The sequence below is a fragment of the Hominisplanchenecus faecis genome (assembly GCF_020687205.1).
GTDB classification, from domain to species: domain Bacteria; phylum Bacillota; class Clostridia; order Lachnospirales; family Lachnospiraceae; genus Hominisplanchenecus; species Hominisplanchenecus faecis.
Map to the genome: position 1 here is coordinate 40,920 of NZ_JAJEQE010000006.1, position 21,538 is coordinate 62,457.

The following is a 21,538-nucleotide window of genomic DNA, read 5'->3' on the forward strand; positions in this document are numbered from 1 at the left end:
AAACACTTACAATGATGCGAAAAGGAGATTGAACCATGGCAAAGGTTGGAATTGTAATGGGAAGCGACTCAGATATGCCGGTTATGGCAAAAGCTGCAGACGTTTTAGAGAAACTGGGCATTGATTATGAGATGACGATCATCTCGGCACATCGCGAACCGGATGTTTTCTTTGAATATGCAAAGACAGCAGAGAGCAAAGGCTTTAAAGTGATTATTGCCGGAGCAGGTATGGCAGCTCATCTGCCGGGCATGTGTGCAGCAATCTTCCCAATGCCGGTCATCGGCATTCCGATGCATACAACATCTCTTGGCGGCAGAGATTCTCTGTACTCGATCGTACAGATGCCGACAGGTATTCCGGTAGCAACCGTAGCGATCAACGGCGGGGCGAACGCAGGTATTTTAGCTGCGAAGATCCTGGCTACTTCTGATGAAGAACTGCTCTCCAGACTGAAAGCATATTCAGAAGAAATGAAAGAACAGGTTGTGGAAAAAGACGCAAAGCTTCAGAAAGTTGGATACAAAAACTACGCAAAATAAAAGACAAACCCCAAGGGAGGACAAAAGCATGGATTACAAGAAAGCCGGAGTGGATATCGAGGCAGGATACAAATCAGTTGAATTAATGAAAGAGCACATCAAGAAGACCATGAGAAGTGAAGTACTGACCAATATCGGCGGATTTTCCGGTGCATTTTCCATGGAAAAATTCAAAGACATGGAAAAACCGACACTGGTTTCCGGTACGGACGGAGTTGGTACGAAACTGAAACTGGCATTTATTCTTGATAAACATGATACCGTCGGCATCGACTGCGTTGCCATGTGTGTAAATGATATAGCCTGTGCAGGCGGAGAACCGCTGTTTTTCCTGGATTACATTGCCTGCGGCAAGAACTATCCGGAAAAGATCGCTCAGATCGTAAGCGGTGTAGCAGAAGGCTGCGTACAGTCTGATGCGGCACTGATCGGCGGAGAGACTGCTGAGATGCCGGGATTCTATCCGGTAGATGAGTACGACCTGGCTGGTTTTGCAGTTGGTGTAGTAGATGAAAAAGACCTGATCACAGGAAAAGATTTAAAAGAGAAAGACGTTCTGATCGGTATCGCTTCTTCCGGTGTACACAGCAACGGATTTTCACTGGTAAGAAAAGTATTCAGCATGGATGAAAAAACACTGAACACTTACCACGAAGAGCTTGGAAAGACTCTGGGTGAGGCTCTGATTGCACCGACCAAGATTTATGTGAAAGCACTTCGCAGCATCAAAGAAGCAGGCGTTCGTGTGAAAGGATGCAGCCATATCACAGGAGGCGGATTTTATGAGAACGTTCCGCGTATGCTTCCGGAAGGAGTACGTGCCGTGATCCGCAAAGACAGCTATGAGGTTCCGGCAATCTTCAAGATGCTGGCAAGAGAAGGCCAGATCGAAGAGCAGATGATGTACAATACATACAACATGGGTATCGGTATGGTTGTTGCAGTTGATCCGACAGACGTTGACAAGACTATGAAAGCGATCGAAGCAGCAGGAGAAACCGCTTACGTGATCGGTGAGATTGAGAACGGTGAGAAGGGTGTGACCTTATGCTAAAGCTGGTAGTGCTGGTGTCCGGAGGCGGAACCAATCTTCAGGCGATCATTGACGGCATTGCGGACGGAAGCATTCCAAATACCGAGATCAAAGCCGTGATCAGCAACAATAAAAATGCCTATGCCCTGCAAAGAGCAAAGGATCATAACATTGCAGCTGCATGTGTCTCACCGAAAGATTTTGCAGACCGGGCAGCATTTAACCAGGCACTTCTGGAGAAAATAAAGTCTTATGAGCCGGATCTCATTGTTCTGGCAGGATGTCTGGTCGTGATCCCGGAGATCATGGTGGATGCTTATCCAAACAAGATCATCAACATCCATCCATCGCTGATCCCGGCATTTTGCGGAACCGGATATTACGGGCTGAAAGTACACGAAGGCGTGCTTAAGCGCGGTGTAAAAGTGACCGGTGCAACGGTGCATTTTGTGGACAAAGGAACAGATACCGGTCCGATCATCATTCAGAAGGCAGTGGAAGTACAGCAGGACGATACCCCGGAAATTCTGCAGCGGCGTGTCATGGAGCAGGCAGAATGGAAAATCATGCCGCAGGCGATCCGCCTGATCGCAGAAGGAAAAGTCCGTGTGGAAAATGGCAAAACGATAATCACAGAATAGAGACGATGTCAGGATCTCAGAAATGCGAAAAGATTCGGAGACATTGTATATTCAAGTACTTTATATATAGAAAGAAGGACGCAGGATGAAAGTATTGATAGTCGGAAGCGGCGGACGTGAGCATGCGATCGCATGGAAAGTCGCACAGAGTCCAAAAGTAGATAAAATTTACTGTGCACCGGGCAATGCCGGAATTGAAGAATTTGCAGAATGTGTGCCGATTCAGGCAATGGAGTTTGACAAACTGGTCGCATTTGCAAAAGAACAGGCAATCGATCTTACGGTAGTTGGTATGGATGATCCTCTGGTTGACGGTATCGTAGATGCATTTGAGGCAGAAGGACTGCGTGTATTCGGACCGAGAAAGAATGCAGCAATCCTGGAAGGCTCCAAGGCATTTTCCAAAGACCTGATGAAAAAATATAATATTCCGACCGCTGCTTACGAAACATTTACCGATGCATCCGCAGCACTTGCATATCTGGAAAAAGCAGATTTCCCGATTGTTCTGAAAGCAGACGGACTGGCACTCGGAAAAGGTGTGCTGATCTGTAATACGCCAGAAGAAGCAAAAGATGGTGTAAAAACCATCATGGAGGACAAGAAATTCGGTACAGCCGGCAATACAATGGTGGTAGAAGAGTTCATGACCGGAAGAGAAGTGTCTGTACTTTCTTATGTGGACGGCAAGACCATCAAGACGATGACTTCCGCACAGGATCACAAACGTGCCGGAGACGGCGATACCGGACTGAACACCGGTGGTATGGGAACTTTCTCACCAAGTCCGTTCTATACGGAAGAAGTGGATGCATTCTGCAAAAAATATATCTATCAGGCAACGGTCGATGCGATGGCAGCAGAAGGAAGAGAGTTCAAAGGCATTATCTTCTTCGGACTAATGCTGACCGAAAAAGGTCCTCGTGTCTTGGAGTACAATGCAAGATTCGGTGATCCGGAAGCACAGGTTGTCCTGCCGCGTATGAAAACCGATATCATTGACGTTTTTGAGGCGTGCATTGACGGAACACTTGACCAGATCGACCTGCAGTTTGAGGACAATGCGGCAGTCTGCGTCGTACTGGCATCCGACGGTTATCCGGTGAAATACGACAAAGGTTTCGTAATCCGTGGTCTTGACAAATTCAAAGATAAAGATGGTTACTATGTATTCCACGCCGGAAGCAAACGCACGGAAGAAGGCATCGTGACAAACGGCGGCCGTGTCCTCGGTGTGACTGCAAAGGGAAAAGACCTCAAAGAGGCCCGTGCAAATGCCTATGCAGCGGTAGAGTGGATTGATTTTGAGAATAAATATTATCGTCATGACATTGGAAAAGCGATTGACGAAGCATAAACGTTTTTGAAGGGAGAAAACATGATGTGGAAAAAGACCTGGAAAATCTGGGCAGTGTGCATGATGCTCCTGCTCTGTATTTCCGGAGTGACTGTGTTTGCAAGTGGTTCCGATGACAATTCCCTTTCGGATCTTGGCATCGAGAATGCGACGAGTATTTCTCCGGATTTTGAGTACAGCACAACGGAGTATGAGGTGGAGGTTCCGGAAGGCACGACTGAACTGCAGCTAAGTCCGGTGACTTCCGACGGTGCAGCGACCTGTGAAGTTTCCGGTCAGACTCTGACGGACGGAAAGACAACGGTTTACATAACGGTAACATCCGAGAGCGGTATGCAGGCAACGTATACCCTGAATGTGCAGGCGGAGCGTCCAAATGCGGCAGAACAGATCGCAGCAGCGAACGAGACGGATGCACAGACGGAGGCAGCAACCGAGAAAGCAAAAGAGGCACAGACAGAAACAGAAACGGAGACAGAAGCCGTTTCTGATGCGGCAAATGCCGTGCTCCAGAAAGTAGACAAGATCAAATCAGATGCGGATTTTTCCATAAAAGTGATCTACGCTCTGGTGGCTCTGTCGGTTCTTCTGATCTTTCTGGTGATCAACCTGATCCTGAAAAACCGTGATCTGAAAGATGATCTTCGCGATACGCAGGAAAGACTGGATATGCAGACCAACGAGTTTGCAAGAAAAGAGTATTATCTGGCAACGGAAAATTATTATGCACCGACGCAGCAGCAGGAGGCAACCGGTATGGTTCAGGAGGAAGAACCGCAGCCAGTACATCCGGAAACAGAAGCTGCTCCGGCAGTGGAAGAAGCATTCGGTGAAAATAAAAAGACCGGGCCGGTAAAAGCAGACCGGAAAAGCCGCAGAGAGAAAAAGCGTCAGCAGAAGCAGGCAAAACAGGAGATGGCAGAAATGCAGGATGATCCATCCGGTGCACAGCCACAGGAGGCACAGGTGAAACATACACCGCAGCCAACAGGCAATGCAGCACAGCCTGCACCGAAGAAAACAAAGAAAAAAGCAGATATCAATATGATCGATCTGTAAGAAGAGATTGAAATTCAATATCGTAAAAGAAAAACGCACCCGAAATGCTTTTCAAGAGCACTACGGGTGCGTTTTTTTACGTTCGACTTGAAACAATTTATGCCATCAGAGCATCAGCCAGAGCTTCCAGCTGAGCAACATCCGCTTCTTTCATTGCAGATTTGATCGTTACGACCGGTTCTGCGTTGGTGATGTTTTTCAGCTCGCCCATGATAGCCTGCATCTGTTTTGCAGTGCAAGGAGCCCAGGTTCCGTTCTGGATGTAGCCGACGGTACGTTTCTGGAAGTTCTTTGCCTTGAGTTTACGCAGGAATGTCTCCATGCAAGGGAAGATGCCGCCGTCGTAGGAAGCAGCAGCGACCACCAGTCTGTCATAACGATAAGCATCTGCGATGGCAGACGGCATATCATCTCTGGCAAGGTCATAGAGAACCACATTTTTCTCGCCTTTTGCTTTCAGGATCTCCGCCAGTTTCTTTGCAGCGATCATGGTATTTCCGTGAATGGAAGCACATGCGATCACAACGCCCTTTTCTTCCGGTTCGTAGCTGCTCCAGGTCAGATATTTGCCTATGTAATAGCCAAGGTTTTCTTTCAGGATTGGACCGTGCAGTGGGCAGATCATCTGGATATCCAGAGTGGCAGCCTTTTTCAGAAGATTCTGAACCTGTACGCCGTATTTGCCAACGATGTTGATAAAATAGCGTCTTGCTTCGTCTTCCCATGGCTCGTCTGCATCCAGGGCACCGAATTTACCGAAACCGTCAGCGGAGAACAGGATCTTTTCGGACTGCTCATAAGCAACCATAACTTCCGGCCAGTGAACAAGCGGAGCCATAAAGAACTGAAGCGTGTGAGTACCGAGATTTACCGTATCGCCTTCGCCTACAACCACCTTGCGGTCATCGCTTAAATCCACATCAAAGAACTGTGCGATCATCGTGAACGTTTTCGGATTTCCGATCACCTTGATGTCCGGATACAGATCCAGCAATGTCTTTAAGTTTCCGGCATGGTCCGGTTCCAGGTGTGAAACAACCACATAGTAAGGCTTTTTGTCACCCAGCGTTTCCTTCAGGTTGGCAAGCCATCCTTCCGTACCGCGTCGATCTACGGTGTCCATGATCGTGATCTTGTCATCTAAGATCACATAAGAATTGTAAGAAACACCGTTTGGAACGACATACTGATTTTCAAAAAGATCAATATTCTTATCATCTACGCCAACGTATACGATAGAATCAGATATAAAAACGTCTTTCATTTCAAAGAACCTCCTGTGTATATTAAAGATCGGCATTTACCTAAAAGATTATACCGCACAAAAAATACTTTGACTACAAAAAAATCAAAAAGGTGGTATAATGTCTGTAACGCCAGGGGCAAAAGCCTGAAAGCACGATGTGCTTGCACAGGAGTGCTTTTATGGCTTAATGCCCCGCTCTGAATTCGGATAAAAGCGGGGCGTATGCCCCGCGATATCCGAATTTAGAGTAGGATTGTGAGAATGCGAAGCATGGAACAATCCGCAGGGCGTTACTGAAATAAAAAACATGAGAAAGCCATTTTTCAAAGAAAAATGTGCGGATTTCGAATGTTGCGTGATTTTGAAAGCATGAAATGCGGAAAAATCACGAAGCTATAGGTAATGCAGGATTGTGAGAATGCAAAAGCCTGAAGCAATCCGCAGGGCGTTACTGAAGTGGAGAGAATCATAATACTGTTATACACAAGGAGGCTTCATGATGAATCAGACATTACAGGATTTAAAGACAAGAAGAAGCTGCCGGAGATATCGTCCGGAGCAGATAAAAGAAAGCGAACTGGAACAAATCCTTGAGGCGGGCGTGTTTGCACCAACCGGCATGGGTATGCAGTCCCCGAAGATCGTGGTTGTTCAGGATAAAGAAACCATTGAAGAGCTGAGCAAAATGAATGCGAAGATCATGGGCGTGACATCTGATCCATTCTACGGAGCACTGACGGTGCTGATCGTGCTGGCAGACAAGAACAGAAACACCTATCTGGAAGACGGTTCACTTGTCATGGGCAATCTGATGAATGCGGCACATGCCGTTGGCGTGGCATCCTGCTGGATCCACCGTGCAAAAGAAGAGTTTGAAAGTGAAGAAGGAAAAGCTCTTCTGAGAAAATGGGGCATTGAAGGTGATTATGCCGGAATCGGTCACTGTATTTTAGGCTATGCGGCAGAGGGCGGAGAAGCCCCGGCAAAACCGAGAAAAGAAGATTATGTTGTGAGAGTGCAGGGATAAGATATGTTACATGAACAGCTGACGGAAAATGATGTCAAAAAAATCAAAGAAGAGATTGAATATCGAAAACTGACCGTCCGAAAAAATGCGATCGAGGCAGTCAAAGAGGCGAGAGCACATGGGGATTTAAGCGAAAATTTTGAATATCATGCCGCCAAAAAAGATAAAAATATGAACGAGAGCCGTATCCGCTATCTGGAGAGAATGTTGAAAAATGCCGAAATCGTATCGGATCAGTCGAAATCCGACGAAGTCGGGATCAACAATACGGTGACACTCTATATGGAAGATGATGACGAAGAAGAAACCTACAAGATCGTCACATCGATCCGCGGCAATTCCATGAAAGGCCACATCAGCACGGAGTCCCCGATGGGAAAAGCCCTGCTCGGACATAAAGTCGGAGAGAGGGTATATATCAAAGTCAATGAAAATTTCGGCTATTATGCCGTGATCCGCAAAATTGAAAATACCGATGACGGAGGAGATGAAATCCGGAAATTCTGATTTCTAAAATCTGAAAAATTCCTATGAAAGGACTGTTCTGACGACAGTAAGCTTTCCATTGTGAGGTCGCCTTCAACGGTACAGTATTCTGCACAGGAATATCAGATTTTATGAAAACTTAAGTTTTAAAAACAGTCAGGGTACTTGTCTGTTGAAAAAAATGATAGTACAATATGTCGAAATACGGTGAAAGTGGAAGGAATGAAAAATGAGACGTAAAAAAGTTTTATTTATTGTGAATCCAAGATCCGGAAAAGGACAGATCAGAAATGCACTGTTGGATATCGCAGATATTTTTATCAAAGGAGGGTTGGATGTCACGCTCTATGTGACGCAGAAACCACAGGATGCGAGCAGAGTTGTGGAGAAACGGGCTGCAAAGTTTGATCTTGTCGCCTGCAGCGGCGGTGACGGGACACTGGATGAAGTGGTGACCGGCATGATGAACAGTGAGATCAGACGCCCGATCGGCTATATCCCGGCAGGAAGCACAAACGATTTTGCAAACAGCCTGCAGATCCCGAAACGGATGACGGACGCGGCACAGTGTATCGTAGAGAACAACGCCTATCCGTGTGATGTCGGCTCTTTTAACAGTGATTATTTTGTATATATCGCTGCGTTTGGAATGTTTACCGAAGTGTCTTATCAGACAAACCAGGATGTCAAAAATGTACTCGGCCATCTTGCTTATGTTTTAGAAGGTGCCAAGCGTATTTTTAATGTTAAATCTTATGAAGTGGAGATTGAACTGAACGGTGAGAAGATCAGAGATGAATTTATTTATGGAATGATCACCAATTCAGAATCCGTAGGTGGTTTCCGCAGCATTACAGGAAAAAACATCCGGCTGGATGACGGCCTGTTTGAAGTGACGATGATCAAAACGCCACGAAACGCCATAGAACTTCAGGAGATTATTACAAGCCTCCTTCGCGGGGAGATGGACAGCAACTATATTATCAGCTATAAGACCAGACAGGTTGCCATTCGTTCCGAGATTGCAATTCCATGGACGCTGGATGGTGAATATGGCGGCGATCATAAAGAAGTTGAAATTTGCTGTCATCAGAAAGCAGTGGATATCATTGTCAATCATCAGTTTGGCGAGAGTGAAATATAGTACTCAGAAAAAAAACAGGGGATATTTGACTAAAAAAGTATTTTCTTTTTGGTGCAATTAGGTTATAATAAAGCCAACACCAAAAATCACAAAGTGTGGAGGTAAAAAATATGTTAGTTTCAGCAAAAGAAATGTTACAGAAAGCAAAAGCAGGTCATTATGCAGTAGGACAGTTCAACATCAACAACCTTGAGTGGACAAAAGCAATCCTGCTGACAGCACAGGAGAACAACTCACCGGTTATCCTTGGTGTATCAGAAGGTGCCGGCAAATATATGACAGGATACAAAACTGTTGTAGGTATGGTAAATGGTATGATGGAAGAACTGAACATCACAGTTCCGGTTGCTCTGCATCTGGATCACGGCAGCTACGAAGGATGCCTGAAATGTGTAGAAGCCGGATTCTCATCTATCATGTATGATGGTTCTCACAGCCCGATTGACGAAAACGTTGCAAACACAAAGAAACTGGTAGAAATCTGCAAAGAACATGGTATGTCTCTGGAAGCAGAAGTTGGTTCTATCGGCGGTGAAGAAGACGGCGTTATAGGTGCGGGTGAATGTGCAGATCCTCAGGAATGCAAGAGAATTGCAGATCTGGGTATTGACTTCCTGGCAGCTGGTATCGGTAACATCCACGGCAAATATCCGGCAAACTGGAAAGGCTTAAGCTTCGAGACTCTGGACGCTGTTCAGGCTCTGACAGGAGATCTGCCTCTGGTACTGCACGGTGGTACAGGCATCCCGACAGACATGATCAAAAAAGCAATCAGCCTTGGCGTTGCAAAGATCAATGTAAATACAGAGTGCCAGCTGGCATTTGCAGCAGCTACACGTGAATACATCGAAGCTGGTAAAGATCTGGAAGGAAAGGGATTTGACCCGCGTAAACTTCTGGCTCCTGGATTCGAAGCAATCAAAGCTACAGTAAAAGAAAAAATGGAAATTTTCGGCTCTATCGACAAAGCCTGAGAATTATTTCTCTGAAATTTTATAAATTTTGTAGAAAAATTAAATTATACTTGCATTTGCCAAAAATGTGGAGTATGGTAGTAGCAAAATTAAAAATGATGAGCGAGAGAACAAAGACGTTCTGCCCCGAAAGGAGCGGAGCGTCTTTTTTGATTTTCTGTAAAGAAGCAGAAAGGTTACAGAGAAATTCTGTTCCGGCTTATCACAGAAAGGATGAGAAGAAGACATGACTGAAAAGATGAATGTTGCAAAGATTTTTGGTGAAAATGTATTCAACGACAAAGTGATGCAGGAGCGTCTGCCGAAAAAAGTGTATAAAGCACTGAGAAAAACCATTGATGAGGGAAAAGAACTGGATCCGATGGTAGCAGATGTGGTGGCAGAAGCTATGAAAAACTGGGCAGTAGAAAAAGGTGCAACACATTACACACACATTTTCCAGCCTCTTACCGGTGTAACAGCAGAAAAACACGATGCATTTATCACAGCACCGAGACAGGACGGTACCGTACTGATGGAGTTCTCCGGAAAAGAACTGATCAAAGGAGAACCGGATGCTTCTTCCTTCCCGTCAGGAGGTCTTCGGGCTACGTTTGAAGCCAGAGGATATACAGCATGGGATTGTACTTCACCGGCTTATGTACGTGAAGATGCAGCAGGAGCGATCCTCTGTATTCCGACCGCATTCTGCTCTTACACAGGTGAGGCACTGGATCAGAAAACACCGCTGCTGCGTTCCATGGAAGCAATCAACGAGCAGGCACTGAGACTTCTGAGACTGTTTGGAAATACAACCTCCAAAAAAGTAACACCGTCCGTTGGACCGGAACAGGAATACTTCCTGGTTGACAAACAGAAATATCTGCAGAGAGAAGATCTGATCTTTACCGGACGTACCCTGTTCGGGGCAATGCCTCCGAAAGGACAGGAACTGGATGACCATTATTTCGGAACCATCCGTCAGCGTATTGCTTCTTATATGAAAGATGTCAACGAAGAACTCTGGAAACTTGGTATTTCCGCAAAAACACAGCATAACGAAGTAGCACCGGCACAGCACGAGCTGGCACCGATCTATGCAGAAGCAAACATTGCAGTTGATCACAACCAGCTGGTTATGAAAACACTGAAAAAAGTAGCATGCCAGCATGGAATGCAGTGCCTGCTTCATGAGAAACCATTTGACGGTGTGAATGGTTCCGGTAAACATAACAACTGGTCCATCACAACCGATGACGGTATCAATCTGTTAGATCCGGGCAAAACACCGCATGAGAATGTACAGTTCCTTATGGTACTGACCTGTATCTTAAAAGCAGTCGATGAGCATGCAGATCTGCTTCGTGAATCCGCAGCCGATCCTGGAAATGATCACAGACTGGGAGCAAACGAGGCACCGCCGGCTATCATTTCTGTATTCCTTGGAGAACAGCTGGAGGATGTACTGGAACAGCTGATCAGCACAGGAACTGCTACACACAGTAAAGCAGGCGGTGTACTGCATACCGGTGTCAAGAGACTTCCGGATTTTGCAAAAGATGCAACGGACCGTAACCGTACTTCACCGTTTGCATTTACCGGAAATAAATTCGAGTTCCGTATGGTAGGTTCCCGTGATTCCATCGCCGGACCAAACGTGGTACTGAACACGATCGTAGCAGATGCATTCTCACAGGCATGCGATGTACTGGAAAAAGCAGATGACTTTGAACTGGCTGTACATGATCTGATCAAAGAATATGCAACCGATCACCAGAGAATCGTATTTAACGGAAACGGTTATTCCGATGAATGGGTAGCAGAAGCAGAAAGAAGAGGACTGCCGAACATCAAATCCATGGTGGATGCAATCCCGTGCCTGGCAACTGATAAGGCAGTAGAACTGTTCGGCAAATACAAAGTTTTCTCAAAAGCAGAACTTGAGTCCCGTGTAGAGATTAAATATGAGAACTATGCAAAGGCTATTAATATAGAAGCAAAGACGATGATCGACATGGCTTCCAAACAGATCCTGCCGGCAGTCATCGGCTATACCAAATCTCTGGCAGATACTATCCTGGCAGTTAAAGGTGCAGGTGCACCGGCAACCGTACAGACAGATCTGCTGAACGATGTAAGCAAACTGCTGGAAGAGGCAAAGGCAGCCCTGGTAACACTGGAAGAAGTGACTGATAAAGCAGCCGAAACAGGCGATATGGCAGCTGAAGCAAGATACTTCCACGAGAGCGTTGTACCGGCTATGGCAGCCCTTCGTACACCGGTTGACAAACTGGAAGTACTGGTAGATAAGAAAGTATGGCCGATGCCATCCTATTCCGATCTGCTGTTCGAAGTATAAAAAATGTAAAGATACAGTGGTTTCCCCACCCTGTTATTCCATCCCAAAAAGTAATGAAAGGGACAGAAATCAACAAAAGATTTCTGTCCCTTTTTTGGTGTGCAGCGATTCTCTTGGGCAGATGTCAGCAGAGCCTGGCAGGATTGCATAAGTTAGTTGCAAAACAGTGAAAAATAAGGTATGATTTGGAAGGATAGACAAAAGCAAACGAAAAAAGCTTTTTGGATATGAAAAGCAGCAGGTCACGATGGAGGATTGTAAGAAATGGAAGACAAGAACAAAGAAAAGATCAATGTGGTAGAGCTTTTTGGTTCGAATGTATTCAATGACAAGATCATGCAGGAGCGTCTGCCGAAAAAGGTGTACAAAGAACTGCATAAGACCATTGATGAAGGAAAAGAGCTGGATCCGATCACAGCAGAAGTCGTAGCTGGAGCTATGAAAGACTGGGCAGTGGAAAAAGGTGCAACGCATTACACACACTGGTTCCAGCCGCTTACTGGATTCACAGCAGAAAAACATGATGCATTTATTACAGCACCGCATGCGGACGGAACGGTCAGCATGGACTTTTCCGGAAAAGAGCTGATCAAAGGAGAACCGGATGCTTCTTCATTCCCGTCGGGAGGATTAAGAGCAACCTTTGAGGCACGCGGATATACAGCCTGGGACTGCACTTCACCGGCATTTGTACGTGAAGACAGTGCAGGTGCGATTTTGTGTATACCGACAGCATTCTGTTCCTATACAGGAGAAGCACTGGATCAGAAGACACCGCTGCTTCGCTCCATGCAGGCATTGCAGACACAGACACTCAGACTGATCCGTCTGTTCGGCAATACGACATCCAGAAAAGTGACACCTTCCGTTGGCGTAGAGCAGGAATACTTTATCGTGGACCGGCAGAAATATTTAAAGAGAAAAGACCTGATTTTTACCGGACGTACACTCTTTGGTGCCATGCCTCCGAAAGGTCAGGAGCTCGATGACCATTATTTTGGAGTTATCCGTCAGAGAATTGCCGGTTTTATGAAAGAAGTAAACGAAGAACTCTGGAAACTGGGTGTTTCTGCAAAGACACAGCACAACGAAGTCGCACCGGCACAGCATGAGCTGGCACCGATCTATGCAGAGTGCAACGTAGCAGCAGACCACAACCAGATCATTATGGAGACTTTGAAACAGGTGGCAGAGCGTCACGGGCTGCAGTGTCTTCTTCATGAGAAACCATTTGCGGGAGTCAATGGTTCTGGTAAGCACAACAACTGGTCCATCACCACAGATGACGGCATCAATCTGCTTGATCCTGGCAAGACACCGCACGAAAATGTTCAGTTCCTGATGATCCTGACCTGTATTTTGCGTGCTGTAGACCGCCATGCAGATCTTCTTCGTGAATCCGCAGCCGATGTCGGAAATGACCACAGACTGGGAGCCAATGAGGCACCGCCTGCTATTATCTCCGTATTCCTGGGTGAACAGCTGGAAGATGTGCTGGAACAGCTGATCAGCACCGGCTCTGCAACACACAGCTTAAAAGGCGGAAAATTACATACCGGCGTTAAGACTCTTCCGGATTTTGCAAAAGATGCAACGGACCGTAACCGTACCTCACCGTTTGCCTTTACCGGAAATAAATTTGAATTCCGTATGGTAGGTTCCAGAGATTCCGTAGCAGAATGTAACGTGGTGATCAACACGATCGTAGCGGAAGCATTCTCCGATGCCTGCGACCGTCTGGAAAAGGCAGAAGATTTTGAGCTTGCTGTGCATGACCTGATCAAAGAATATGCAACAGAACATCAGAGGATCGTATTTAATGGCAACGGTTATTCTGAAGAGTGGGTAGAAGAAGCAAAACGCAGAGGCCTGCCGAACATCAATTCCATGGTGGAAGCGATCCCGGCACTTGTGACCGATAAAGCGATCCAGCTGTTTGGCAAATTCGGCGTATTTACGGAAGCTGAACTCCGTTCCCGTGCAGAGATCCAGTATGAAGGATACTCCAAGGCACTGAATATCGAAGCCCGTGCCATGATCGATATTGCCAGCAAGCATATCATCCCGGCCGTTATGCGTTTTTCCAGAAACCTTGCCGGTACGGTAAATGAGATCAAGACAGCCGGAGCAGATGTGACCGTTCCGATGAACATGCTTAAAGATACAACAGCCCTTCTTTCTCAGACAAAACTGGCACTGGCAAAACTGCAGGAGGCAGCAGATCAGGCGGCAGCCATGGAGAATGGAAGAGAACAGGCAGAGTATTATCATGAAGTTGTGTTTAAAGATATGGAAGAACTGCGAGTTCCGGTGGATAAGCTGGAGATGATCGTAGATAAAGAAGAGTGGCCGATGCCATCCTACGGTGACCTGCTGTTTGAAGTATAAAAGGATGTAGGAGCTACAGAGCTGTACAGTTGCCTGGCAGCTCATGCAGTCGGAGATGAAAATCATAAACGCCAGAGATAAAAGCCAAAATCATAATATACCTGTAAAAGGGTGATTTCAAAGCTGCTTGTCTCTGGCGTTTTTTATCTTAGTCGGAGAAGACTTCCCTGTGTACATAAAAAGCTGAAAATAAAAAAAGCCCTGAAAAGGGAGGATGCCAGACAGAGGGCTGCCTGGCAATTATGAAAAAAGTATATTCAAATAGTATTAAAATACTGAGAAAATGACATATGTATTAGGTGTCAATGAAATATTTCTGCAACATTTTTGACATTTTGAAGTATAAAGGGGAAAAATGAATTTGGCATGATGAGCGAATGAAAGTTTTTTGAATGTATCATGAATAAAATATGAACGTATCGAAAGACAAACGCAGAGCATTTTGCACATTCCGAGATGCCAGAAAATATCTGAAAAAAATATTTGACAAATGCTGGAAAATGTGTATACTGTTTCTTGTAAGAACAAAGGCGTTCCGTTTATACGGAGCGCCTTTTTGTTCGCCGTTTTCCAATTTCTTACATACATTTTTCAGCAGAAAGCCCCATTTCCCGGGGCTTTTTGTTATGAATGAAAAGAATAGTACAGACTTTTGAAATTTTCGACGAAAAAAGCGAAGAATTTCACAAATATTCCTGCTTAAATTGCATAAGAAACTGATTCGAGATTGACAGTAAAACAGATAAAATGTATAATAAAGGTACTTATTTCGTGAGAAAATTTGCACTTTAACAACAAAAGATTTTCTTCGAAAAATAAGAAAACGATCGACGGGCGGGAGACGGAAGCTGCATACGGATTCCCGGTGTCGAACTTATGAAAAGGAGGATTTAGATGGGAAAGAATGTGAAAAAAGTCATCAGTCTTGTACTGGTTTTTGCCATGATTTTAACAGGCATGACTTTTACCGGATTTGATGCAAAAGCAGCAGATGCTGCAAATGACACTTCTGCGACAGCAGAATATGAAATTTATCCAACCCCGAGAAGTGTTGTTTACCAGGATAGCAGTTTTACCCTGGCAGATAAGACAAACGTTGTCTATGACAGCACGATCGACGAGGCAACACAGAAACGTCTGAACGAAGTACTGGCTATTCAGAATATCACAGGAACCGTGACAGGTGCCGTAGCTTCAAACGGAATGAACGTACTGGTTGGTACAAAAGGTTCCGATGGAGCAGTTGAAAAATGGTTCAACGACCATGTTACTTATGCAGATGATCTGTTTGACAAGAGAGATGCATATGTTCTGGCTATCCAGGACAATGTGATCGCAGTCCTTGGTAAAGACACCGATGCAGCATTTTACGGACTGAGCTCTCTGAAAATGATTTTTAACCAGGTGACAGAAAAAGCCGTACGCAAACTTCAGATCGAAGATTACGCATCCGGTCAGTACCGTGGATTTATCGAAGGCTACTATGGTATTCCGTGGTCTGTGGAAGATCGTATCAGTCTGATGAAGTTCGGCGGCGATTTCAAGATGAATATGTATATCTATGCACCGAAGGACGAGCCATACCACAATTCACAGTGGCGTGAGCTCTATCCGGCAGACAGACTGGAAGAGATCAGACAGATGGTGCAGGCAGGACAGGATTCCAAGTGCCGTTTTGCATGGGCAATTCATCCGTTTATGCACAGTGCTATCACAGCCTCCACTTATGATGCAGACCTGAAGGTTATCATTGCAAAATTTGAACAGCTTTACAACGTTGGCGTACGTCAGTTTGTGCTTTCCGCAGACGACGCAGCCGGCAAAGTAAGCCTACATGCAAGACTTTGCAAAGACCTGGATGCATGGTGCAAATCCAAAGGCGATGTTTACAATCTGTGCTTCGTACCGCAGGTATACTGTGCAGGTGCAGTAAACTGGAGCAGCTGGAGTGAAGGCGAAGCTCAGACCGTTGCAAACTACTTCAAACATTTTGAAAGTCTTCCGGATGTAGAACTGATGTGGACCGGTGAATCTGTATGTTATCCGGCAAGACAGAGTACTTTCAATAATTTTAAAAATTCTTATACAAACGGCAGAGAGGCATTTATGTGGCTGAACTGGCCGGTAAATGACGTAAACCACGCACGTTTGGTTATGGGCCCTGGAGACAGTGCAATCCTTGAAAAAGGTCTGACAAACTTCATGGGTATTGTAACGAACCCGCTGGAGCAGGCAGAAGCTTCCAAGACAGCACTGTTTGCGATCGCTGATTTTGCATGGAACACAGCTGACTTTGATGCAGAGAAGAGCTGGGCTGACGGCTTCAAGTACATCGACAGCGGAGCTCCACAGTCCCTGCATGAACTGTGCAAACATATGACTAACCCGAGCCCGGGCGGTATCACAGCGATGGGTGAGTCGGTAGAACTGACTCCGTACATCAATGCATTCAAGACTGCATACAACAGCAATGCAGATCTGACGGAATCCGGAAATGCACTGATTGAACAGCTGCAGAAGATCGTGACAGCTGCAGATGATTTCCAGACAAACGGAACAAACGAAAACCTAAAAGAAGAGATGAAACCTTGGGTAGATTCTCTGAGATATCTTTCCAAAGCAAGCATCGGATTTGTCAAGACTGCAATGGGACTCAAAGCAGGCGATGACGATGCTGTATGTGCAAATTATGTAAGTGCAGAAAACAATTACAAACTGTCACAGAACTGTGCGGCACCTCAGCTGAACGGCACTATCATGGCAGAAGCCGGAGCTATGAAGATCATGCCGTTCGCAGCACAGATGGAAAATTATGTGAAGAAAGCAGCACTGAAAGTGCTGGATAATACTTTCAGTGGCGGAAATACTTCCGGCGGTGGCACAGAGACCGGCGAGAAGAGACTGATGTACAGCGGACTTGGTGGATTCTACCAGGGAAATGCAGGCAATGTTATTGATGGAAATGACAGTACCTTTGCATGGTTTAATGCAAGTGTTACTGCAAATGGATACATTGGGCTGGATCTCGGAGCAGCTTATAAACTTGGCAAAGTCCGCATCCTGCAGGGAAGAACTCAGACAGATGGAGATATTTTCTCGCAGGGTATCCTGGAGTATTCCATGGATAATGAAAACTGGACACAGGTTGATGGTACTTACGGAACAAACGAGATCAACGTGGATCTGACAAACCAGTCCCTGAAAGCTCGCTACATCCGTCTGCGTACACCGGCTGCAACAAGCAAATGGTATGCAATCCGTGAATTCCAGGCAGAGACTTTCCCGGCAGATGAGTATGCATACACCAACACAGAAACTTACAAAGAGACAATTGTAACGATCAATAAAAATGAGGCTGCAATTCCGGAAGTCAAAGATGTTATCCTGAAAAATGGTGAGTACATTGGTATTGATTTCGGAAATGTACGTGAGATCAGCACGATTGCAGCAGATTACACAAACAAAGATAAGGTAACCTTTGAGTACAGCTATAATGGATTCAACTGGTATCCGGTTGATACCGAAAAAGGCATGGATGCAAAATACATCCGCTTCATCAACAAAGGGGAAGCAGATGTAACCTTTGATATCAATTCCGTAAGCCTGACCAACACCGATGCAGACAAGACCATCTTTGCAGAACCGGCAGGCGTGGAAGGATTTGATGCAAAACAGGCAATCGATAATTCTTTAACAACCATGTTCAGGGCAGGCGAAGGTGCAGGAACTCTGACTTACCGTCTGGATGCAGGTGTAAAAGACAGCCTTTACGTCATTCAGGATGGAGAGGAGATTTCCAATGCAAAAGTTTCTATCCATACCAATGCAGGTAAATGGGTAGAAGTCGGTACTCTGTCCAAATCGCTGAATGTCTTCAAGAATCTGGTATTCTACAATGGTATCAACGAAGTGAAGATCACATGGGATGGCACAGGAGCAGCTCCGGCAATCTATGAAATGTATACAAAAGAATCTGATTCTACAGCAGAAAGTGCACTGACAGATGCAATCAGTGCAGCAAAAGAACTGGATGAAGATCAGTATACCGCAGAATCTTATGCAGTTCTGAAAGCAGCGATCAAAGCAGCAGAAGCAGTAGCAGCAAAAGAAAATGCAACCGTTGAAGAAAAAGCAGCAGCAGTCAAAGCACTGGATGATGCCATTGCACAGCTTGTAAAAAGAGAGAATCAGCCGGCAGATGACGGTTATAAAAAATTGCTTCCGGCAAATATGACAGGTGCCGCAGACAGTGAAGAGTTGACAGGCGAAGGAGCCGGAAACGGTATCATAGCAGCAGCACTTGACGGTGACAGCAGCACATACTGGCATACAAACTGGAATGACAACAGCAAACCGAAGGCACAGTATTCCAACGGAACACTGACCGGCAACAACAATTATACGATCACTCTGGATAAGGCATATGCAGTAAAAGCACTGACTTATCTCCCAAGACCGGAAAGAGACAAAAATGGTGTTATCAAAAACGGTGCCGTAACAGAAGCAAACGTTTATGTATCCACTGATAACGGAGAAACTTATACAAAAGTAGCAAATGTAACATGGTCTTATGAAGGAGAAACCATCCCGACTGAGAAGAGCGTTGAGTTCGAGCCGGTTGCAGGCGTAACCAATGTTAAATTTGAAGCAATTCACAGTGAAGGTGCAGAACCGAATATGTTCATCAATGCAGCAGAGCTGAATGTTCTTGCAAAATTTGTGGAGGCACCGAAAGAAGAAAATGTGCTCGAAGCACCGGAAATCACTGTGACTGCACCGGCAGCAGGTGAGACATCCGCAGATGCAGTCGTATCTTCATCAAAAGAAGGCAAACATTTTGAGGCAGTTGCAGACCAGGCTGCAGATCCGGCAACACTGACGCTGAATGATAACGTTCAGGTATCCTACAGTGATGGATGGGGATATTCCGGATACGTAACGGCAGAGAATGATGGAACAAACAACGGAAAATTTGATGTTTCCGGAGAAGACAAAGCAATGTTTATCCGTTTCCGTATGAAATCAGATGAGATCACAGGAAGCGGTACATATCAAATGCTTGGCAAGATGGATGAGCAGTATGGTGTTCAGCTCAAGAGCAGCGGCGTACTTGTTTATGCATGCGACGCAAAAGGTTCCTGGGTTGAGAGCAGCTGTGCGATCGATTCCAGTTTCTGGAATAAATGGCATGATATTCTGGCAGTATTTACCGGTACAAAGATGCAGATCTATGTAGACGGCAAAGCCGGAACACCGACATCCGGAAGAGCAAACGCAAGCGACAATTACGATGTAACCCTGAAATCTTACAACACAAGTACCTTTACAACTGGTTATAACATCAGCAAAGATCTTGGTTCCTCAACAACACCTCCATATACCGGACTGCTTTCTGACATCCGCATCTACAGCGGAAAAGATTACTCTGATAATCTGCAGAAATCTTATGCAGTGACAGCTCATGCACTGGATCAGGCAACACCGTCTGTAAACATTGCACTGACACCGTATACAACCAGCACAACCTGGTATAAGGACGGCAAAGAAGTAGAAGCAGGTGCAGCATTTGAGGCAAATGCAAACTATGAAGTAAAAACAGTCCTGACAGCAGTTGGCGATTATCGTTTCGCAGACAGCAGCAAACCGCAGAGCATCAAACTCTCTGACGGTACAAGTGTGAAACCGGAAGTAAATGTTGCAGCTGATTACAGATCCATGACCGTTTCCTACAGCTTTAAGACAGAGGAAGTACCATGTACCTGTGAGATCACAGATCTTGTATTTGATAACCAGACCATCCAGATGGCAGCAGCAGATACAAGCAAAACACTGAAACTGGCTGCAAAAGCAACCGCAGCAGACTGTGCAGCACATGAAAAGAACATCACTTACACTTATACACTGGTAGATGCCGGCACAACAAAGGCAGCTCTGGAAGGTGATGTACTGACAGTAAGTGCAGCAGGAACAGCAAAAGTAAAAGTAGTTGCAGAACTGAACGGAAAAACAGCAGAAAAAGAGATAACGGTTACCGTAACATCTGACAAAGCAACGGAAGCTTCCAGAACAGAACTTGGCAATACCGTAAACAATGCGAAAGCAATCGACAAAACGCTGTATACCGAGGATTCTGTAAAAGCACTGGAAACAGCGATCACAAATGCAGAAGCCGTACTTGCAAAAGAAAATGCAAGCGAAACAGAAGTAGCAGCAGCAAAGAAAGCAGTACAGGATGCAATCGATGCTCTGCAGAAAAAAGATACGGTTGACAAAGACAAAGAAGAAGCACAGAAAGCTCTGAGTGATGCGGTTACAAAGGCAGATGCTGTTTATGCAGCAGGTCAGGGACAGTACACCAAAGAATCCTGGGATGCATTTGAAAAAGCATACAAGGCAGCAAAAGAAGCAGGTGCTGATCTTACGGCAGCTGCTCTGAAAGATCTGACAGCAGCTCTTGAAAAGGCACAGGCAGCTCTGAAAACAGCAGAGACACCGGATACAGAACCAAATCCGACTCCGACACCGGCAGAGAAGAAACTGGCAGCACCGACGATCAAGTCTGTGAAAGCAAGTGCAGCAAAAGCAGGTGTGGTTGTAAAAGTGATCGTGAATGCAGTGGAAGGTGCAGATCATTATGATATTTACCGCACCGTAAACGGCAAGACGGTTCTGGCAGGAAGCACTGCATCCGGCAAGCTGGTATTTAAAGATAAAAAAGCCGCTTCTTTGAAAGGCATCAAGCGTGCATCTTACCGTGCAGTAGCAGTATCTAAGGATGCAAACGTAAAAGCAAGTGACAACGGTGCAGCTAAGACTGTGAAGTTTACAGCAAATGTAAAAATCAAGAAAGCAGCTGCTTCAGGCAAGAGTGTAAAACTGAGCTGGAAGAGAAATAAAAAAGCAACCGGTTATGTGATCTATCGTTCTACGAAGAAAAACTCCGGTTATAAACGGATCAAGAAGATCAACAACAATAAGACCGTTTCTTATCAGGATAAGAAGATCAGGAAGAAAGGTAATTACTACTACAAGATCGTGACGGTCAAAAAAGGAAATGCAAGTGCAATGTCCACTGCAAAAAAGGTAAAAGTGAAATAAAAAGTCGATAAAATCGAAGGATTTTTACCCGAAAAAGGGCTGCTGCAGCGATGCGGCAGCCTCTTTTTATGCGAAAAATATGCGAAAAGCATAAAAAAACATAATTTTCTCTTTTCTTTTTTGGTGATTTATATTACAATAATAGTCAAGTCAGATTAATAAGCGTAGTTGGTCTGGTATGAAAATGTATGGAAGGGAGAGAAAG

13 protein-coding genes are annotated in these 21,538 nt (G+C 45.3%); 12 read left to right on the top strand and 1 reads right to left on the bottom strand.

Annotated elements, in window-relative coordinates:
* Window positions 1-35: 35 nt before the first annotated feature.
* The 5 genes from purE (at window position 36) to LKD42_RS03170 (ending at window position 4,632) form a co-directional block, all read left to right on the top strand.
* Window positions 36-542, top strand: coding sequence for a 5-(carboxyamino)imidazole ribonucleotide mutase (purE, locus tag LKD42_RS03150; protein WP_248834799.1), 507 nt, complete (start codon window positions 36-38; stop codon window positions 540-542).
* Window positions 543-570: 28 nt separating this feature from the next.
* A complete protein-coding gene (gene purM, locus LKD42_RS03155) occupies window positions 571-1,596 on the top strand; it encodes a phosphoribosylformylglycinamidine cyclo-ligase (protein WP_022118970.1) in 1,026 nt (341 codons plus the stop codon).
* On the top strand, window positions 1,590-2,216 hold the full coding sequence (purN, locus tag LKD42_RS03160) for a phosphoribosylglycinamide formyltransferase (RefSeq protein ID WP_248834800.1): 627 nt from the start codon (window positions 1,590-1,592) through the stop codon (window positions 2,214-2,216). The genes purM and purN overlap by 7 nt, the downstream gene beginning before the upstream one ends.
* Before the next feature lie 85 nt (window positions 2,217-2,301).
* A complete protein-coding gene (purD, locus tag LKD42_RS03165; RefSeq protein WP_248834801.1) occupies window positions 2,302-3,573 on the top strand; it encodes a phosphoribosylamine--glycine ligase in 1,272 nt (423 codons plus the stop codon).
* 21 nt (window positions 3,574-3,594) lie between these two features.
* Window positions 3,595-4,632 carry a cadherin-like beta sandwich domain-containing protein gene (locus tag LKD42_RS03170; protein WP_147631041.1) on the top strand — a complete coding sequence of 346 codons (1,038 nt, stop codon included), beginning with the start codon at window positions 3,595-3,597 and terminating at the stop codon, window positions 4,630-4,632.
* 97 nt (window positions 4,633-4,729) lie between these two features.
* On the opposite strand, the gene LKD42_RS03175 is transcribed toward LKD42_RS03170, so the two are convergent.
* Window positions 4,730-5,896, bottom strand: coding sequence for an FprA family A-type flavoprotein (locus LKD42_RS03175; protein ID WP_248834802.1), 1,167 nt, complete (start codon window positions 5,894-5,896; stop codon window positions 4,730-4,732).
* Window positions 5,897-6,377: 481 nt separating this feature from the next.
* Between LKD42_RS03175 and LKD42_RS03180 the strand changes: the two genes are divergently transcribed.
* From LKD42_RS03180 to LKD42_RS03210, 7 genes are all read left to right on the top strand, one after another.
* Window positions 6,378-6,905 carry a nitroreductase family protein gene (locus tag LKD42_RS03180; RefSeq protein ID WP_248834803.1) on the top strand — a complete coding sequence of 176 codons (528 nt, stop codon included), beginning with the start codon at window positions 6,378-6,380 and terminating at the stop codon, window positions 6,903-6,905.
* 3 nt (window positions 6,906-6,908) lie between these two features.
* A complete protein-coding gene (gene greA, locus LKD42_RS03185) occupies window positions 6,909-7,412 on the top strand; it encodes a transcription elongation factor GreA (RefSeq protein WP_022118976.1) in 504 nt (167 codons plus the stop codon).
* 208 nt (window positions 7,413-7,620) lie between these two features.
* Window positions 7,621-8,535: a diacylglycerol/lipid kinase family protein gene (locus LKD42_RS03190; protein ID WP_248834804.1), complete on the top strand. Its 915-nt coding sequence runs from the start codon at window positions 7,621-7,623 to the stop codon at window positions 8,533-8,535.
* 110 nt (window positions 8,536-8,645) lie between these two features.
* On the top strand, window positions 8,646-9,509 hold the full coding sequence (gene fba / locus LKD42_RS03195) for a class II fructose-1,6-bisphosphate aldolase (RefSeq protein WP_147631044.1): 864 nt from the start codon (window positions 8,646-8,648) through the stop codon (window positions 9,507-9,509).
* 226 nt (window positions 9,510-9,735) lie between these two features.
* Window positions 9,736-11,847: a glutamine synthetase III family protein gene (locus LKD42_RS03200; RefSeq protein ID WP_248834805.1), complete on the top strand. Its 2,112-nt coding sequence runs from the start codon at window positions 9,736-9,738 to the stop codon at window positions 11,845-11,847.
* A gap of 264 nt (window positions 11,848-12,111) precedes the next feature.
* Window positions 12,112-14,235: a glutamine synthetase III family protein gene (locus LKD42_RS03205; RefSeq protein ID WP_022118980.1), complete on the top strand. Its 2,124-nt coding sequence runs from the start codon at window positions 12,112-12,114 to the stop codon at window positions 14,233-14,235.
* A gap of 894 nt (window positions 14,236-15,129) precedes the next feature.
* The gene (locus LKD42_RS03210; RefSeq protein ID WP_248834806.1) at window positions 15,130-21,333 is read left to right on the top strand and encodes a beta-N-acetylglucosaminidase domain-containing protein; all 6,204 of its coding nucleotides are present in this window, start codon (window positions 15,130-15,132) and stop codon (window positions 21,331-21,333) included.
* The last annotated feature ends 205 nt before the right edge of the window (window positions 21,334-21,538 follow it).

What these genes read in the sequence shown, in the direction of transcription:
- LKD42_RS03205 (WP_022118980.1), top strand. Translation starts at nt 12,112, where the DNA reads ATGGAAGACAAGAACAAAGAAAAGATCAATGTGGTAGAGCTTTTTGGT.
- LKD42_RS03175 (WP_248834802.1), bottom strand. Translation starts at nt 5,896, where the DNA reads ATGAAAGACGTTTTTATATCTGATTCTATCGTATACGTTGGCGTAGAT.
- fba (WP_147631044.1), top strand. Translation starts at nt 8,646, where the DNA reads ATGTTAGTTTCAGCAAAAGAAATGTTACAGAAAGCAAAAGCAGGTCAT.
- LKD42_RS03190 (WP_248834804.1), top strand. Translation starts at nt 7,621, where the DNA reads ATGAGACGTAAAAAAGTTTTATTTATTGTGAATCCAAGATCCGGAAAA.
- purN (WP_248834800.1), top strand. Translation starts at nt 1,590, where the DNA reads ATGCTAAAGCTGGTAGTGCTGGTGTCCGGAGGCGGAACCAATCTTCAG.
- LKD42_RS03170 (WP_147631041.1), top strand. Translation starts at nt 3,595, where the DNA reads ATGATGTGGAAAAAGACCTGGAAAATCTGGGCAGTGTGCATGATGCTC.
- LKD42_RS03210 (WP_248834806.1), top strand. Translation starts at nt 15,130, where the DNA reads ATGGGAAAGAATGTGAAAAAAGTCATCAGTCTTGTACTGGTTTTTGCC.
- purE (WP_248834799.1), top strand. Translation starts at nt 36, where the DNA reads ATGGCAAAGGTTGGAATTGTAATGGGAAGCGACTCAGATATGCCGGTT.
- purM (WP_022118970.1), top strand. Translation starts at nt 571, where the DNA reads ATGGATTACAAGAAAGCCGGAGTGGATATCGAGGCAGGATACAAATCA.
- LKD42_RS03180 (WP_248834803.1), top strand. Translation starts at nt 6,378, where the DNA reads ATGAATCAGACATTACAGGATTTAAAGACAAGAAGAAGCTGCCGGAGA.
- greA (WP_022118976.1), top strand. Translation starts at nt 6,909, where the DNA reads ATGTTACATGAACAGCTGACGGAAAATGATGTCAAAAAAATCAAAGAA.
- LKD42_RS03200 (WP_248834805.1), top strand. Translation starts at nt 9,736, where the DNA reads ATGACTGAAAAGATGAATGTTGCAAAGATTTTTGGTGAAAATGTATTC.
- purD (WP_248834801.1), top strand. Translation starts at nt 2,302, where the DNA reads ATGAAAGTATTGATAGTCGGAAGCGGCGGACGTGAGCATGCGATCGCA.